The 16,083-nt window shown below is 65.8% G+C and carries 15 protein-coding genes; 3 read left to right on the plus strand and 12 right to left on the minus strand.

Going from position 1 to position 16,083, the window contains the following annotated elements:
• Window positions 1-11: 11 nt before the first annotated feature.
• From NV382_RS05640 to glmU, 6 genes are all read right to left on the minus strand, one after another.
• Window positions 12-1,379: an alpha,alpha-trehalose-phosphate synthase (UDP-forming) gene (locus NV382_RS05640; protein ID WP_260599538.1), complete on the minus strand. Its 1,368-nt coding sequence runs from the start codon at window positions 1,377-1,379 to the stop codon at window positions 12-14.
• Window positions 1,376-3,172, minus strand: coding sequence for a glycoside hydrolase family 15 protein (locus NV382_RS05645; protein WP_260599539.1), 1,797 nt, complete (start codon window positions 3,170-3,172; stop codon window positions 1,376-1,378). The genes NV382_RS05640 and NV382_RS05645 overlap by 4 nt, the downstream gene beginning before the upstream one ends.
• Window positions 3,169-3,912 carry a trehalose-phosphatase gene (gene otsB, locus NV382_RS05650; RefSeq protein ID WP_260599540.1) on the minus strand — a complete coding sequence of 248 codons (744 nt, stop codon included), beginning with the start codon at window positions 3,910-3,912 and terminating at the stop codon, window positions 3,169-3,171. The genes NV382_RS05645 and otsB overlap by 4 nt, the downstream gene beginning before the upstream one ends.
• Window positions 3,913-4,020: 108 nt before the next feature.
• On the minus strand, window positions 4,021-5,949 hold the full coding sequence (locus tag NV382_RS05655; RefSeq protein WP_260599541.1) for an alpha/beta hydrolase family protein: 1,929 nt from the start codon (window positions 5,947-5,949) through the stop codon (window positions 4,021-4,023).
• Between the two features lie 246 nt (window positions 5,950-6,195).
• Window positions 6,196-8,019 carry a glutamine--fructose-6-phosphate transaminase (isomerizing) gene (glmS, locus tag NV382_RS05660; protein ID WP_260599542.1) on the minus strand — a complete coding sequence of 608 codons (1,824 nt, stop codon included), beginning with the start codon at window positions 8,017-8,019 and terminating at the stop codon, window positions 6,196-6,198.
• 31 nt (window positions 8,020-8,050) lie between these two features.
• On the minus strand, window positions 8,051-9,442 hold the full coding sequence (gene glmU / locus NV382_RS05665; RefSeq protein WP_260600322.1) for a bifunctional UDP-N-acetylglucosamine diphosphorylase/glucosamine-1-phosphate N-acetyltransferase GlmU: 1,392 nt from the start codon (window positions 9,440-9,442) through the stop codon (window positions 8,051-8,053).
• 61 nt (window positions 9,443-9,503) lie between these two features.
• On the opposite strand from glmU, the gene NV382_RS05670 reads away from it, so the two are divergent.
• The gene (locus tag NV382_RS05670; protein WP_260599543.1) at window positions 9,504-10,184 is read left to right on the plus strand and encodes an HAD-IA family hydrolase; all 681 of its coding nucleotides are present in this window, start codon (window positions 9,504-9,506) and stop codon (window positions 10,182-10,184) included.
• A 138-nt stretch (window positions 10,185-10,322) separates the two neighbouring features.
• Here the strand turns inward: NV382_RS05670 and NV382_RS05675 are convergent, their stop codons facing one another.
• From NV382_RS05675 to NV382_RS05700, 6 genes are all read right to left on the minus strand, one after another.
• On the minus strand, window positions 10,323-10,643 hold the full coding sequence (locus tag NV382_RS05675; RefSeq protein WP_260599544.1) for a hypothetical protein: 321 nt from the start codon (window positions 10,641-10,643) through the stop codon (window positions 10,323-10,325).
• A 45-nt stretch (window positions 10,644-10,688) separates the two neighbouring features.
• The gene (locus tag NV382_RS05680; protein ID WP_260599545.1) at window positions 10,689-10,898 is read right to left on the minus strand and encodes a hypothetical protein; all 210 of its coding nucleotides are present in this window, start codon (window positions 10,896-10,898) and stop codon (window positions 10,689-10,691) included.
• A 116-nt stretch (window positions 10,899-11,014) separates the two neighbouring features.
• Window positions 11,015-12,025, minus strand: a complete 1,011-nt coding sequence (locus NV382_RS05685; RefSeq protein ID WP_260599546.1) for a nucleotidyltransferase domain-containing protein — start codon at window positions 12,023-12,025, stop codon at window positions 11,015-11,017.
• On the minus strand, window positions 12,025-12,885 hold the full coding sequence (locus NV382_RS05690) for an HprK-related kinase A (RefSeq protein WP_260599547.1): 861 nt from the start codon (window positions 12,883-12,885) through the stop codon (window positions 12,025-12,027). The genes NV382_RS05685 and NV382_RS05690 overlap by 1 nt, the downstream gene beginning before the upstream one ends.
• A complete protein-coding gene (locus tag NV382_RS05695) occupies window positions 12,882-13,154 on the minus strand; it encodes an HPr-rel-A system PqqD family peptide chaperone (protein ID WP_260599548.1) in 273 nt (90 codons plus the stop codon). The genes NV382_RS05690 and NV382_RS05695 overlap by 4 nt, the downstream gene beginning before the upstream one ends.
• A 14-nt stretch (window positions 13,155-13,168) precedes the next feature.
• Window positions 13,169-13,570: a hypothetical protein gene (locus tag NV382_RS05700; RefSeq protein WP_260599549.1), complete on the minus strand. Its 402-nt coding sequence runs from the start codon at window positions 13,568-13,570 to the stop codon at window positions 13,169-13,171.
• A gap of 95 nt (window positions 13,571-13,665) precedes the next feature.
• On the opposite strand from NV382_RS05700, the gene NV382_RS05705 reads away from it, so the two are divergent.
• Together NV382_RS05705 and NV382_RS05710 are read left to right on the plus strand one after the other, a co-directional pair.
• Window positions 13,666-14,904 (plus strand): ATP-binding protein, encoded by a 1,239-nt coding sequence (locus NV382_RS05705; protein ID WP_260599550.1) that lies wholly within the window; start codon window positions 13,666-13,668, stop codon window positions 14,902-14,904.
• Window positions 14,905-15,020: 116 nt separating this feature from the next.
• Complete coding sequence (locus NV382_RS05710) at window positions 15,021-16,076, plus strand: substrate-binding domain-containing protein (RefSeq protein ID WP_260600323.1); 1,056 nt, start codon at window positions 15,021-15,023, stop codon at window positions 16,074-16,076.
• Window positions 16,077-16,083: the final 7 nt, after the last annotated feature.

Below are 16,083 nucleotides of genomic sequence, written 5' to 3' on the forward strand. Positions count from 1 at the left end.
ACCCCTCACGATCAAGCCGTCAGCACGTCCAGAAACCGCCGCCGCCACCAGATCACGTCTTCGGCCGTCACATTGTCGAACATCGCCTGCCAGCGCTCGATCCGCTCCGCCTTCGGCATGCGTAGCGCCTTGTCGATCGCGTCGGACACGTCCTCGGCACTGTACGGATTGACCAGCAATGCCTGGTCGAGCTGCGCCGCCGCACCGGCGAAGCGCGACAGGATCAGCACACCCGGATCATGCGGGCTCTGCGCCGCGACATATTCCTTGGCGACCAGGTTCATCCCGTCGCGCAGCGGCGTGACCAGCCCGATCCGGGCCGCGCGGTAGATGCCGGCGAGCGTCGCACGGGGATAACCCCGATTGACGTACCGGATCGGCACCCAATCCGTATCGGCATAAGCGCCGTTGATGCGCCCCGACATCTGTTCCAGATTGGCGCGGATGTCGCGGTAGCTTTGCACGGCGCTGCGCGACGGCGGCGCGATCTGCAGCAGGTAGACGAGTGCCTGGCGATCGGGATAATTCTGCAGGAAGCGCTCATAGCCGGCGAAACGCTCCGGCAGTCCCTTCGAATAATCCAGCCGATCGACGCCGACGATCAGGCTGCGGCCGACCGCACTTTCCAGCTGCCGCATCTGCGCCGCACGCGCCTCAGGCCCGTTCGCCATCTCGACGAAGTCCTTGGTCTCGATGCCGATCGGGCAGGCAATGGCGCGGATCGTCCGTCCGCCGACCGTCACCGTGTCATCGTCGCCCAGCACCCCGCCCATTTCATGCGTGACGTAGTGGCAAAAGCTTTCCAGCCACTCCTCCGTCTGGAAGCCGACCACGTCGTACGCGAACATCGATTCCACCAGCCGCCGGTGATCGGGCAGCGCGACCAGCAGCCGCGTCGGCGGCCAGGGTATGTGGAGAAAGAAGCCGATCCGATTGGTGACGCCCTGCTGACGGAGCAGCCAGCCGAGCGGGATCATGTGATAATCATGGACCCAGACCAGATCGTCTTCGGCGATGTGCGGGCGGATGCGCTCGGCGAACACGCGGTTCACGCGCTCATAGCCGCCGGCGAAATCGCGCTCGAACTCGGTCAGGCCGAGACGGAAGTGGAACAGTGGCCACAAGGTGCGATTGGCGTAGCCGTTATAATATTCGTCGACGTCCTGCTCGGACAGGTCCATCACCGCGGACGTCACCCCGCCATAGGTGGCGAAGCGCAGCGAATTATCCTCGCCGGTATCGCCCGACCAGCCGAACCAGATGCCCTCGCCTTCCGCCAGCGCGGCATTGAGAGCGACCGCCAGCCCGCCTTGCGCGCCGCCCGTCTCGTTCTCGGTTGGTGCCTGCACCCGGTTCGAAATGACGATCAGGCGGCTCACCGGACGTCGCCCCATGGCCTGCTCAGCAACACGGCTGAATTGATCAGCCCGACCAGCGAATAGGTCTGCGGGTAATTGCCCCACAATTCGCCGGTCTCGGGATCGATATCCTCGGACAACAAGCCAGCGACGGTGCGCCGCGAGAGCATTTCCTCCAGCAACTCGCGCGCGTCGCCGATTCGCCCGGTCGCGTGCAGCGCCTCGATCAGCCAGAAGGTGCAGACGTTGAACGCGGTCTCCGGCATGCCGAAATCGTCGGGGATCGCATAGCGCAGCATGTGCGACCCGCGCCGCAAGCCCTCCTCCACCGCCGCAAGGGTGCCACGAAAGCGCGGATCGTTCGGTGCCACGAAGCGCAGGTCGAGCAACTGGATCAGGCTGGCGTCGAGATCGTCGCCGCCGAACGTCGCCGACAAACGCTGCGTGTCCTCGCGCCAGGCCTCAGTCTCGATGGTCGCGCGCATCGTATCGGCGCGCTCTCGCCAGAAGACCGCACGTTCATCCAGCCCGAGCACCGCCGCGACATTGGCCAGCCGGTCGCACGCCGCCCAGCACATCGCGGCCGAATAGGTGTGGACGTGGCTCTTCGTGCGCAGCTCCCACAGCCCCGCATCTGCCTTGTCGTACGACGCCCAGGCGCGCTCCCCGATCGGCTCCAGCGCCTCGAAGTCGGCCGTTCCGCCCATGCGGAACAGGCGCTGGTCGAAAAAGGCCTGCGCGTTAGACAGCACGATCTGGCCATAGGCATCATGCTGCACCTGCTCGTACGCCTGGTTGCCGACGCGCACCGGCCCCATGCCACGATAGCCTGACAGTGCCGGTGCCTCGCGTTCGGTCAGGATCGCCTCGCCGCCGACGCCGTACAGCGGCTGGATATGCCCGCCCGCGGCATTGTCGACGATGTTGCGCAGATATTCTAGATACCCCTCCAGCACATCGAGCGCGCCCAGCCGGTTGAGCGCCTGCACGGTATAATAAGCGTCGCGGATCCAGCAGTAGCGATAGTCCCAATTGCGCTGCGATCCGGCATGTTCGGGAATCGACGTGGTTAGCGCCGCAACGATCGCGCCGGTCTCCTCGTGCTGGCACAGCTTCAACGTGATTGCTGACCGGATCACCGCCGCCTGCCATTCGACCGGTGTCGCGAGGCCCCGCACCCAGTGGCGCCATTCGTCGATCGTGCGCTTAAGCATCGCATCCATGGCGGCCGACAATTCGTCGGTAAAGCTTTCGTCCGGCCCCAGAAAGAAATGTAGCGGTCGCTCGACGCGGAATAGTCGCTCCTCCTCGATCCAGCCGACCGGCGCATTGGTCGATAGCCGCACCGTGCCGCCGTCGAGCAGATAACGCACATGGTTCGACCCACGCGTCCGCTCCGCCCGCGCCGCGCCCCAATTCGTCGCCGGACGCAGCCGCACGCGGATTCGTGGCGATCCGGCCACAGGGCGGACGATGCGACAGAACGCCACCGGGCGGTACATCCGGTCGTGCCGCCGGAAACGCGGGCAGAAGTCGACCACCTCGATCGCATTGCCATCCGCATCGGTGTGGCGCGTCACCAGCACCGGCGTGTTGCGCAGATATTCTTGGGTAGTCTCGACCGAGCCTTCCAGGTCGATCTCCCAGAAGCCGAACGCCCCCTCGCCAGCGCGTGGTGAATCGTCGAGCAGTGAGGAGAAAGCGGGATCGCCATCAACGCGCGGCAAACATCCCCACACGAAGCGACCGTTACGGTCCACCAATGCCGACACCTGGCAATTGCCGATCGGCCAGAGATCCATCGTCGCCGTCATGCCGCCTGCTCCAGCCAGTTGCGAAATTGGGGCACGTCGGCCACCCGCCATGTACCCGCGGTCGCGCGTGCCGCACCGATAAGAATGCCCCCCCCGCCTGCGTGCGCGCAGGCGACGAAGCCGGTCTCGTCGGTCAGGTCGTCGCCGGCAAATACCGGCATGTGCCCCGCAAACGGCGCCGTCTCGGCTAAGGCCATTATCGCCGTACCCTTATCGTGACCCGCCACACGCAACTCGCTCATCATCTTGCCATGCTGCACCGCCAGCCCATCCTGCGCGGCAAAGGAGGCGACCAGCGCCATCGCCTCCTCCTCGATTTCCGGTGCGAGCCGGTAATGGATCGCCACGCCCAACGACTTCACCTCGATCACCACGCCCCGATTGCCACCGAACCGCTCGCCAAAGGCACGCTCCGCCTCCAGCATCGTCGCCGGCCGCTCCGGCCGCACCACATCGTCCCCAGCGGTGCGGATCTCCGCCCCGTGGCTGCCGACCACCGCAATGCCGTCCAATGCTGCTCCCAGGAACCCGTCGATCTGCGCGATGGACCGCCCGCTGACGATCGCGACCCGCCCCTCCAACCGCACGCGCAGCCGCGTGAGCAATGTCGCCAACGCGGCATCGACGTGCACCGCGTCGGGTCGGTCGGCCAGTTCGACGAGCGTGCCGTCGAAATCGAGGAACAGGCTGGCATCGTCGAGCAACGCCGAAGGCGGTTCGGGAAGGTGGATCGATTGCATATGTCGGATAACGCTACCCGCCCGAGATTCGTTTCGCACCTGCGAAGATGTTGCCAAATCGCGGCGGATCAGCACGCTTGCCGTGCTACCCGTCGGTGACGAACTGCATCAAGCCGGGTTATGCTTGGCCAGAAACGTCTCCAGCGCCTTCAGGAACTGCAGCCGATCCTCGCTACGGGTGAAGTGATGGTCGGCGGCGGGCTGTTCGATATAGGTCACGTCCTTGCGCGCGGCGCGCAGCTCCTCCACCATCTCGCGCGATTGCACGATCGGCACCACGCGGTCCTTCTTGCCGTGCACCATCAGCATCGGGATGGAGAAATCCTTGGCGAAATTGCCCGGCGAGACACCCTTCAGGTCCGGTGCCTGCATCTTCAGCCAATCCTGCCGCGCGCCGGCAAACAGGAAACTGCTGTCATGCCGCTTCATCCGGTTGAGATCGGACACGCCGGCATAGGACACGGCGCAGCGGTAGAGCTTCCCGTCGCGCTGCGCCGCGCGCATCGCCGCATAGCCGCCATATGACGCGCCGACCATGCACACCCGCTTGGGATCGGCGATCCCCTCCTTGGCAAGCGCCGTCACCGCATCGTTCAGATCGTCCTGCATCGCCAGACCCCATTGGTTCTGGCCCTTTTCGGTGAAAGGGGTGCCGTAGCCCGACGAGCCGCGATAATTGGGCTGGACAACGGCATAGCCGCGATCGGCCAGGAACTGCGTCCACCAGTCCCAATCCTCCGCATCGCGCGCGAACGGCCCGCCATGCGGCATCACGATCAGCGCGGCGTTCTTGGTGTCCGCACGAGGCAATGTCAGCACCGCCGCTATCTCGAGCCCATCCTTCGCCTTGTAGCGGATCGTGCGCACCGGATGGACCCGCTTCAGCCCGATTGCGGCATTGTTCACGCTCAGTTGGTCCATCGTCTCGCCGGCGGCCTGATACAGGAAGAACCCGCCCGGCGCGTCGGCGCCGCCGACTTCGACCATCGCCGTCTTGCGGTCTCGGCTGAGCGAGACGATGCGCGGAGAGCCACCCTTGATCTTGGCCGCGATCGTCTTCTGCATCGCCGCCATTTCGGGATCGGTCCACACCACGCCCGGTCGATCCTGCAATACGTCGATGCCGACATAATCGTAGCCGCTCGCGTCGCGGCGAAGCCCCGCAATATCGAAGCCCTTGGTCGCGAACAGCTGCTTGCCGCGCTTGAGCGTGGCTACGTCGAGTTCGTAAAGCGCGGAGTAGCCACCCTCGTCGTCGCTGATCGTCAGCGCCTTGCCCGGCTCCTTGAGAAACAGGCTGGGCACGGTCAGCGTTTCCTTGTGCGTGCGGGCACGGTCGATCACCCGGAAAGCGTCTCGTGCGGTATCCCGGTAGAGCACGCGGCGGCTGCGCCCATCGTCGCTGACGCCGATCCCCATGCGCACCGTACCGCCGCCATCGGCATACCAGTTCCACACGCCCTCGCGGCCTTGCTGCACGATCTTCCTCTTGCCGGTCGAGACGTTCACTTCTTCGACGTGCGGCCAGAAGCCCGGCTCGTTACGATAGATGGCGGTCTGCGATGCCATCAGGACGCGTGGGCTGCCGTCATCGGCGTACCAGATCACATCGTCGGCGTTCTGCCCGGCATCGGCCGACGCAAGCTTCACGATCTTGCCGCCATTCGCCGGCACGCCGAAGGCACGGCTGACATACCATTCGTCGCCCCCCACCGGCACGACTTGCCCGACGCCGATCACCAGCCACTCGTCATTGACCCAGCGCCACCAGTTGAGATCGACATCGCCGGTGCCGATCAGGCGCGGCTTGCCGCCCTCCACCGGCATGATCGCGAAATATTGCGTGCCGGCGATCGCGATCTTGGCGGCCATGGCCTTGCCGTTCGGCGAGAGCTGCGGTCGCTCGAACGCCGGCACCTGCGCGAACACTTCGGTGGGATAGTGCACCGGGGCCGCCGCTGGTTTGTCGGTTTGCTGTGCCTGCCCCGCGACTGGAACGAGCGCCAGCGTCAGCAGCAGTCGGCCATGATTCCGCATCCTAGATCCCCCTCTTACCCCGATCGCAATCTGCCCGGAGCGACGGCGCTGCGCAAGCAGTGGCAGCCGGCCGTAGATCAGTTTTTGGAGATACATCCAGCGGCCGGGGATCGTCGGCTAGCGGCGTAGACGCGGGGACCGGCAAACCGTTACCAGGCGTTCTTCAGGACGAGGAGGTCGTCGTCAGCCTCGTCAACTCCCCGTCGTCCGGGGATGCTCGGCGGCCGTTAGGCCACCGATGGTCCATCATTCGACCGTCACCGATTTGGCAAGATTGCGCGGCTGATCCACGTCCGTGCCCTTGAACACCGCGACGTGATAGGCGAGCAACTGCACCGGCACGGCATAGACGAGCGGCGCGATCAGCGGGTGGACCTTGGGCATCTCGATCGTCGCGATCGTGTTCTCGCCGGCCTGGGCGATGCCCTCGGCATCCGAGATCAGGACGACCTGCGCGCCACGCGCCTGCGCTTCCTGCATGTTGCTCACCGTCTTGTCGAACAGCGGGCCGGAAGGGGCAATGACGATCAGCGGCACGCTGTCGTCGATCAGCGCGATGGGTCCGTGCTTCATCTCGCCGGAGGCATAGCCCTCGGCGTGGATGTAGCTGATTTCCTTCAATTTCAGCGCACCTTCCAGCGCCATCGGATATTCGGGACCACGGCCGAGATACAGCACGTCGCGCGCCGCCGCGATCTTGGGCGCGATCGCCTCGATCTCGGCGTCGTGGCCAAGCGCGTTGCTCATCGCCTCGGGCACCTCGCGCAGGTGATGGACGATCTCGCGCTCTTCTTCGCGGCTGAGCTTGCCCTTGGCGCGGGCGAGATTGACCGCCAGCGCCGCCATGACCGCCAATTGGCAGGTGAATGCCTTGGTCGAGGCGACGCCGATTTCCGGCCCCGCATGAGTGGGGAGCAGCAGGTCGACCTCGCGGGCCATGCTGCTGGTCGGCACGTTGATGATCCCGCCGGTGGTGAGACCGGATTCCTTCATGTGGCGCAGCGCCGCCAGCGTGTCGGCGGTCTCGCCCGATTGCGAGATGACGATGCCGAGCATATTCGGGGTGAAGACCGGATCGCGATAGCGGAATTCGCTGGCGAAATCGATTTCCACGGGCACGCGCGCGAGTTGCTCGATCCAGTATTTGCCGATCATGCCGACATAATAGGCCGTGCCGCATGCGACGATCGCGACGCGCTCGACGCCCGCCAGATCGAATTCCATGTCCGGCAGTGCGACCTGTTCTTCAAGCGGGCGGAGATACGAGCGCAGCGTCTGCGCCACGACCACCGGCTGCTCGTAGATTTCCTTCTGCATGAAGTGGCGGTGATTGCCCTTGTCCATCAACTGGCCGGAGGCGCCCGAGTTGACGATCGGGCGTTCGACCGGCTGATCGTCCTTGTCATAGACCTGGACATGCGCGCGGGTGACGACGGCCCAGTCGCCTTCCTCGAGATAGGCGATGCGCTGCGTCAGCGGGGCCAGCGCCAGCGCGTCGGAGCCGATGAAATTCTCGCCATCGCCGTACCCGACGGTCAGCGGTGCACCGAGCCTGGCGCCGATCAGCAGATCGGGTTCCGACTTGAACATCACGCCAAGCGCGAACGCGCCGTGCAGCCGCGGCAGCACGTTGGCGACCGCCTCACGCGGTTTGAAGCCGCGCGACAATTCGCGGTCGATCAAATGGGCGACGACTTCGGTGTCGGTCTGCGACAGGAATTCGCGGCCCTCGGCAATCAGTTCGTCGCGCAGCGGCTTGAAATTCTCGATGATGCCGTTGTGCACCAGCACGACGTCACCGACGATATGCGGATGGGCGTTGTCCTCGGTTGGGGCGCCGTGCGTTGCCCAGCGCGTGTGTGCGATGCCACTGTCGCCGGGTAGCGGGTCCTCCGCCAGACGCCGGGCAAGGTTGACCAGCTTGCCGGGCGCGCGGCGGCGATCGAACTGGCCGTCATGCACGGTGCACATGCCCGACGAATCATAACCGCGATATTCGAGCCGCTTGAGCCCATCGAGCAAGCGATCCGCGACCGGGCCCTTGCCCAATATACCGACAATTCCGCACATCTTCGTTCTTCTCCAGCAGCGCCGCAGCGTGCTATTTTGATTGAGCTTTCTTGGCCGCCATGGCAGCGCGGAAGCGCTTCGCCCAGCCGGAACGTGCTTCCTGCCGGCCGCGTGCCAGTGCCAGTGCGTCGGGCTCGACATTGGACGTGATGATTGACCCCGCCGCGACGATCGCGCCGGCGCCGATCGTCACCGGGGCGACGAGTGCGCTGTTCGAACCGATGAACGCCCCCTCGCCGATCACCGTCTTCGCCTTGAAGAAGCCATCATAATTGCAGGTGATCGTGCCTGCCCCGACATTGGCCCCGGCTCCGACATCGGCGTCGCCCAGATACGTCAGGTGGTTGGCCTTGGCCCCGGCGCCGAGCATCGTCTTCTTCATCTCGACGAAATTGCCGACCTTCGATCGCTCGCCCATCACCGCGCCGGGGCGAAGGCGGGCGAAGGGGCCGACCTCCGCATTCGCACCGATCGTGGCACCTTCGATATGGCTGAAGCCGTGGATGATCGCGCCGTCGGCCACGGTGACGCCGGGCCCGAAGAACACGTTCGGTTCGATCACCACGTCGCGTCCGATCACCGTATCGTGCGCGAACCATGTCGTGTCCGGCGCGATGAGCGTTGCCCCCTCGGCCATGGCACGTGCGCGGCGCAGCGACTGCCAGTGCGCCTCGACACCGGCGAGTTCGCCGCGACTGTTGACGCCCGCTACCTCATCCGCATCCGTTTCGATCACCACCGACGACCGTCCGGCAGCCGCGGCGAGCATAACGATATCGGGCAGGTAAAATTCGCCCGCCGCATTGTCGTTGCCGACCTGAGCCAGCAGCGCGAACAGGTCCGACGAGCGCACCGCCATCAGCCCCGAATTGCACAATGTCTCGCCCAGTTCGTCGGCACTTGCGTCCTTGGCCTCGACCATCTTGACGATTCGGCCACCGGCATCGGCGATGATCCGGCCGTAGGCACCCGGCATCTCCGGCCTGAACCCGAGCACGGCTGCTGCGGGCGCGTCGTCCTCCCCCAACCGGTCGAGCATGCGACGCATCGTCGCGGCACCGACCAACGGCACATCGCCGTACAGGATCATCACGTCGCCATCGAAGCCCGCGAGTGCCGCCTGCGCCTGCAGCACGGCATGCGCGGTGCCGAGTTGCTCCGTCTGTACCGCCGTCGCGATGCCGAGAGGCGCCACGGCCGCCTCGACCTGCGCACGGCCGGCACCCGTCACCACCACGGTGCGCGCCGCGCCGAGTTCGGCGACGGCGGCGGCGAGATGCAGCAACATCGGGCGCCCCGCGATCGGGTGCAGCACCTTGTGCAGATCCGACTTCATCCGCGTGCCCTTGCCCGCGGCAAGGATGATCGCGGCGACGGCACGGCGTGCGTCGCTATGGGGCTCGATCTGCGCTGACTGGCTCATTTGCTCGCCCTGCCACGACAGGATTGGCATTTCCAGAGCGATGCTGTCAGGAGGCCGGTTCATGATCGATTTCCCTTTCGATATCCTGGGCTTCGACCTGGACGGCACGCTGCTGGACACGTCGGGCGACCTGACTGCGGCAGTCAACCATGCCCTCGCTTTCGCCGGGCGGCCGGTGCTGCAGGTCGAACAGGTCAAGACGATGATCGGCGGCGGTGCCAAGCATATGTTGATGCAGGGGCTGGAGGCGACCGGCGGATGCCGGCCCGCAGAGTTTGACGGCTTCTACAAGCGCATGCTCGGCTATTACGAAGCCCATCTGTCGGTGCACACCACCCCGTATCCGGGCATGATCGACACACTCGACCAGCTGGACGCGATGGGCGTCAAAGTGGCGGTCGTAACCAACAAGTTCGAAAGCTTCGCGCGCGCACTGCTCACCGAGTTGAAGCTGCTCGATCGTTTCGCGACGTTGATCGGGGGCGACACGATGGGCAAGGGCCTGGCCAAGCCGAACCGTGCCCCGATCGACGAGATGATCCGCCGGCTGGGTGGCGGGCGCGCGGCGTTCGTCGGGGATTCGATCTACGACATCATGGCCGCGCACAACGCGGGCATACCCGGCATCGCGGTCAGCTTCGGCTTCCTGCTCCAACCGGTCGGCGAGTTGGGCGCGGACGCGATCATCGACGATTATGCCGAGTTGATCCCGGCGCTAAAACGGCTCGGCGAGGCGCCCTGACGAACGCCGGCACATAGAGCACAATAACTTCACGCCAGCCGTCGGAGCCATAAAAGTCATCGAACCCTAAGCCTCGAACACGACGAAACGGCCCCCGCCGTCAGGGGGAGGCCGTCATATTCTCACAATCGGCAGCGCTTACTTCTCGCCATTGTCCTTGACGCCGACCGTCGGCACGTCGACCGTCTCGGTCTCCGTCTTGATCTTGGGCACTTCGACCTTGGTCTTGCTGGTGCCGACAACGACTTCCTTGGAATCCATATCGACCTTGGGCAGTTCGCCGCCCTTGACCGATACCTCGGGCATCGCGCCCTGCTTGACGTCTGCGCTCCAAAAGCCAGTGGCGAAGAGCAGGCCGACGATCACGATCGCGGCGACCAGCACGATTGCCAGCGTGGTACCGCCGCTACGGCGCTTCACGACGACGGTTTCGGTGGTATCGTTCCTGTAATCGGACATGTTGATTCTCCCTGTTCGTAACGCGTGTGTAACAGCGGCTCGCGATTATTGTTCCGTCAGTTCAGGCACCAAACAATCGTCGCTGCGGACGGCCCGGAACTGCCGCGGCTTGGTCAGCCCCATCATCTGCATGCGCGCACGCGTCGCTTCCTGCGAGCGTTGCATCTGCGCTGCGATCATCGGCACGGTCTCTCCGGCAGCGACGCGTGTGCGCAATTCCTGCGCATCCTCATCGGTCCACTTCTTGTTGGCCATGACACGCCCTTCCTCAAATCACCAAGGAGGAGAACATAAGCCACGAAGCATAACGTGGTGCTGAACCCGCCAGTCAGCTTGCGGACATGTCGGGCGTGCGGCGGTCAGGCGGCGGATCAGCCGGTTTGCGGCCCCGCGCCCCCGCCCCGCCACTTGGTCCACAAGTGCCGCGCCAGCATCGCCGGTGGCATGCGCAGCATGTGCGAGCGGATGTAGAATGCCTGGCGGAGCACCGGGCGCGTCCGTCGCCCCCAGCCGTCCCGCGCGGTCAGCCGGCGCAAGTAAAGCCGGTCGGCCCAGCTCAGCGCGCTACCCTCGCCATACAGCGCCGCCGCCAGGCGCAACGCGCGCGACGCTTCATGGGCCAGGCCATGCAGCTCGGCCCGCTGAACAAGCCCGGCCGTGCCGTGTTCGCTCACCAGGCAATGCACGTCCCACAGATTGCGCATGCCACCGGCGAGATCTCCATCGGCAAACAGGTGCGCCGCGGCATGAATCAGCATATCGTTGGGCGAGAGCGTGCGCAGCCCGGGCGAAAGTTCCACGCTGTCGCGCAGCAACGCCGTCGCATCCGGCGTAATCCGCGCCGTGAGCGGCAGGATGGTGTGGTGTACGTCGATCATCCGATCGCGGTCGCGGTGGATCAGCGGCGGCAGCTCGTGCATCCATTGCCGGTAATAGGCATCGTCATACGGATCGGGCTTCACCCACTCCCACCCCGCTGCAAGCAGTGCCTGCTCGACCACATCGAGTGAATCGCGTGGCACCAGGATGTCGAGATCCCCAATCGACCGCCCCTCCCCTGCCAGCAACCCCGCCGCGACGAACGCAGTGCCCTTCAGCAGCACCGCCGGCACGCCAAGCGGGGCCAGCACGCGCCGCGCGGCCTCGGCCTCCCACAAGGCGAGCGTGCGCCCGTGATCGGCAGAGGCACGCGCATCGGCGAGGATCCGGACCACGGACGGCGGAAGGTCGAGGCCGTTCAAGCGAAAGGCCAGCGTGCCGATCAACTGCTCCGCACGCGCGATCGCCAGCAGATCGGTCCAGCCGGCGGCATCCAGCCCGGCAACGGCGCTGGGCGAGCGCAGCACGCGCGCGAGCAGCCACCCGTCGGCGGCCCACGCCATCACAGCGCCGCCCAGGCGGCATCCACCGCGGCGATCGCCTGATCTGTGTCGGGATAGTCGATCGCCTGCGCTGGAATCGCCTGGACCAGGCGAGTGAGCGCCCCGAAGCCACGCTCGCCCATCGCGACATAATTGGTCGATGCCTGGGTCAGTCGCACGAATGCCTCGCTGACCGGCACGTCGCGGGCGGCGAGCGCATGGCCGAAGCTGGGAAATAGCAGCAGTGCAGGCGCGGCCGGGATCGCCATCGCCGCTACGGCGGCGGCGTCGGGCACCATATGCCGGATGTCGCCCTTGGGCGTTCCTGCCAAGAGCGGCCCGAACCGTGCGCCGGTCACCGCGCGCTCGACGACGCCGATCGCCTGGTTCTTCAGGCTGACCAGCCGCGGAAAGGCGTGGATCAGCCCGGTCTGCGGGTCGAGCAGCGCGAACTCGTCGCCCATCAGCCGCCAGCCACGGTGCGACAGCAATGCCGCGAGCGTCGATTTGCCCGCGCCCGACACGCCGGTCATCAACAGCGCACGGCCATCACGCTCGACTGCCGAAGCATGCAGCAGCAGATAGCGGCGCTGCCCCAGCGCCATCTGCAGGTTCATGCCCATTTCCGCGGCCAGCAGCCCTTGCGCGAGCGGCAACGGGGCGGCGTCGGGCAGGATATAGTCGCCGCCGATCATCACCGAAGGCCGTACCACCCGCCGCCACGGCCGACGCGCGAACAGGCGGACGGTGAAGTCGGGCACGCCGTCCTCCGGCTGCGGATAGCCCGCATATAGATCGGTCAATTGTTCGATCGGCGCGCGCCAGTCCGAGCCGACGCGGAAACCGACCGGGCCGATGCGCACGGTGAAGACATGCCTCATGCGCGCGCCTCGACCAGACCCGCTGCGACAAGCTCCGCGAGCCGCGCCGCCAACGCTGCCTCGGTCAGATCGTCGATGTCGAATTCGGCGGTCAATCGCTGGCCAAGTGCTGCGAGCGTCATCCCCGCCTCGCCCAGGATAGCGATGATCTCAGGCGCGGGCGCGGTCAGCAGATGCGTGATACCGGACGCCCGGTGATAGACCAGCGTGAAATCGTCCAGCCAATCGATGCACAACGTTTCGACGCGGCACGCCCGGTACAGGGTCACGCGACGCCGTCGTTTCAGCCGCGGGGCATCTGCAGCGACGCAAAGCAGGTGAAGCCGCTGGTGCCCGACTGCAGCTTGCGGATGTAATTGGTGTAGGCGCGGCTCGTCTCGTAATCGGTGCCGGGCAACTGCCCGCCGGACAGTGCCTGCTTCACCTGCTCACCCTTGAACACCTTGCCGGTCGTCGGGAAGGAGCCGGCCGTGCCCGCCGGCACCACCGATCCGTCGGCAGCGATCGCCGATCCGGCGCGCCCGGCGTCGGGCACCGGGATTTCACAGGTCAGCACCGAGGCATTGGTCTGGGCAAGCGCAGGGCGGATCGAAATCACCGATGCCGCGCCGACGGCACCGAGCATCAGCGCGCGGCGGCGAGTGGCGCCGTGATCGGCGGTATCGAGAGGATGTTCGTCGCGCATGGCCCCAGCCCTTTCCACCCTTAGCCCTTCCATATTCGCCAAACACTGGCAAGCGGCGCTATCCCGGTTAAGTACGATTGCGCTAAGGAAGCGGCATGATCCATGGCTTTGGCGTTCGTACCTTTACCGCAATCGGCATCGTGGCGCTCGCCGCGGCGGCGGTGTTCCTGCTCAGCCATGACGTTCAGACGACATTGGTGACACTGGTCGGCGGGATCGCCGCCGTGCTCGCCGCCGCCGGCACGAGCGAGACGACCGTGGAAGAAGCCCCCACGCCACCGCCGACGGAAGCCCCGGTGACAGGCCTCGGCGACGTGCTGGAGGCGATCGTCGAGCCGATCCTGATCGTCAGCGGCAGCACCGTGGCACAGGCCAATGCGCCGGCGCGCGCGCTGCTCGGCGGGCACATCGTCGGACAGGACGTGCGATTGGCGATCCGCCATCCCGCCGCGGCGGAGCGGCTGGTCGGGCCGCTCGATCCGGCCGTATCGGCACCGATCGACCTGGTCGGGCTGGGTACGCTCGATCAGCGCTGGCAGATGCGCGTCGTGCAAAGCGCCCGCCCGAACGGCACGCCCGGCCAGCGCATCGTTCACCTGATCGACCAGACCGGAAACTATGCGGCCGAGCGGATGCGGGTCGATTTCGTCGCCAATGCGAGCCACGAGCTTCGCACCCCGCTGGCCTCGATCCTGGGCTATATCGAGACGCTGAGCGACGACGCAGGGGACGATCCAGGCATCCGCAACCGGTTTTTGACGATCATGGACAACGAAGCGCGGCGCATGCAGCGGCTGGTGGAGGATTTGATCTCGCTCAGCCGGATCGAGGCGGAAAAATACCGCCTGCCCGACCGCGCCGTCGATCTCGCCGCACTGATCGCGGAAGTGCGCGCCGAACTTGCCGGCAGCGACGTCATGCTGGACATCGCGCCTGCCGTGCCGGCTGTAGCGGGCGACCGCGTGCAGTTGAGTCAGATGCTCCACAACCTGATCGGCAACGGCATCAAATACGGCGCGCCGGGCACGAGCGTGGCGGTGACGCTGCGACAGGACCGCACCGGCATGGTGCGCCTGGCCGTCGCCGACCAGGGCGACGGCATCGCGGCCGAACATATTCCGCGACTCACCGAACGCTTCTACCGTGTCGATGCCGGCCGCAGCCGTGCCGCCGGCGGCACCGGCCTGGGCCTGGCCATCGTCAAGCATATCGTCGAGCGGCACCGCGGTCGGCTGGACATCGCCAGCGTCGTCGGGACCGGCACGACAGTCTCGATCTTACTGCCGGTACATGCCGAAAGCACCGCTAACCCGAGCGTTGTCATCAAAACGTAACGCAAGTGTCACACTGGCGACGGTGAGGCGGTGTACCCGACCCCTCGCCAGGCCGATCGGACCATACTTGGCGACCTTCCCCCGGAGAAACGCTTCGTGTCGATTTCGTGCCCGTGCTGAAAACCCTGATTGTCGCCGGTGCCGCGCTGTCCCTGCCGATCGCGCTGTCGGCATGTGAGGATCAGGCGAGCGGCGGCGGGGCTGGATCGCGCGACCACATCACGGCGGTCGGATCGTCGACCGTCTACCCCTTCACCACGATCGTCGCCGAACAGTTCGTCAATGCCGGAGTCGGCATCAAGGCGCCGGTGATCGAATCGACCGGTACAGGCCCCGGTGTGAAGCTGTTCTGCGGCGGGATCGGCGCGAACTTTGCCGACATCGTCGCCGCCTCGCGCCGCATGAAGGCGTCCGAATATGCCACCTGCGCCAAGAACGGCGTGCGCGACATTCTGGAAATACAGGTCGGGCTGGACGGCATCGCCTTCGCCGAGGCGAAGAACGGGCCCAAGCTGCAGCTGACCCCGGCACAGGTGTATCAGGCACTTGCCGCGACGCCGGGCGGCACCCCGAACCGCTACCGCACCTGGCATGATATCGATGCGGCGCTGCCGGCGACGCCGATCCAGGTCTATGGCCCGCCGGCGACCAGCGGCACGCGCGATGCGCTGACCGAGTTGATCCTCGACAAAGGCTGCGAGACGATCGCGCCGCAGGCAAAGGCGCTGAAGGACAAGGACAAGGACGCCTATGCCGCCTTGTGCACGCGCATTCGCGAGGACGGCGCCTATATCGATGCCGGCGAGAACGACAATCTGATCGTCCAGAAGCTGCAGTCGAACCCCAATGCGATCGGCATCTTCGGCTATTCCTATCTCGAAGAAAATAAGGACAGCGTGAACGGCGTACCGCTGAGCGGCGTCGTGCCGACCTATGCGACGATCGCCGATGGGCAATATCCTGGGTCACGCCCCTTGTTCATCTACGTCAAGAAGGCGCACCTGACCGCGATCCCGGGGCTGGCCAATTTCCTCAAGGCCTATGTCGCGGCATGGAACCCGGGTGGTCCGCTGACCGCCAAGGGGCTGATCGCCTCGCCACCCCAGGTGCGCGCCGCCGCCACTGCCGTGGTGGCAAGTCACACGGCGTTGAACCCGGCGGATTTGAAGTGACGAGACT

This window comes from Sphingomonas endolithica (genome assembly GCF_025231525.1).
In the GTDB taxonomy this organism is placed as follows: Bacteria; Pseudomonadota; Alphaproteobacteria; order Sphingomonadales; family Sphingomonadaceae; genus Sphingomonas; species Sphingomonas endolithica.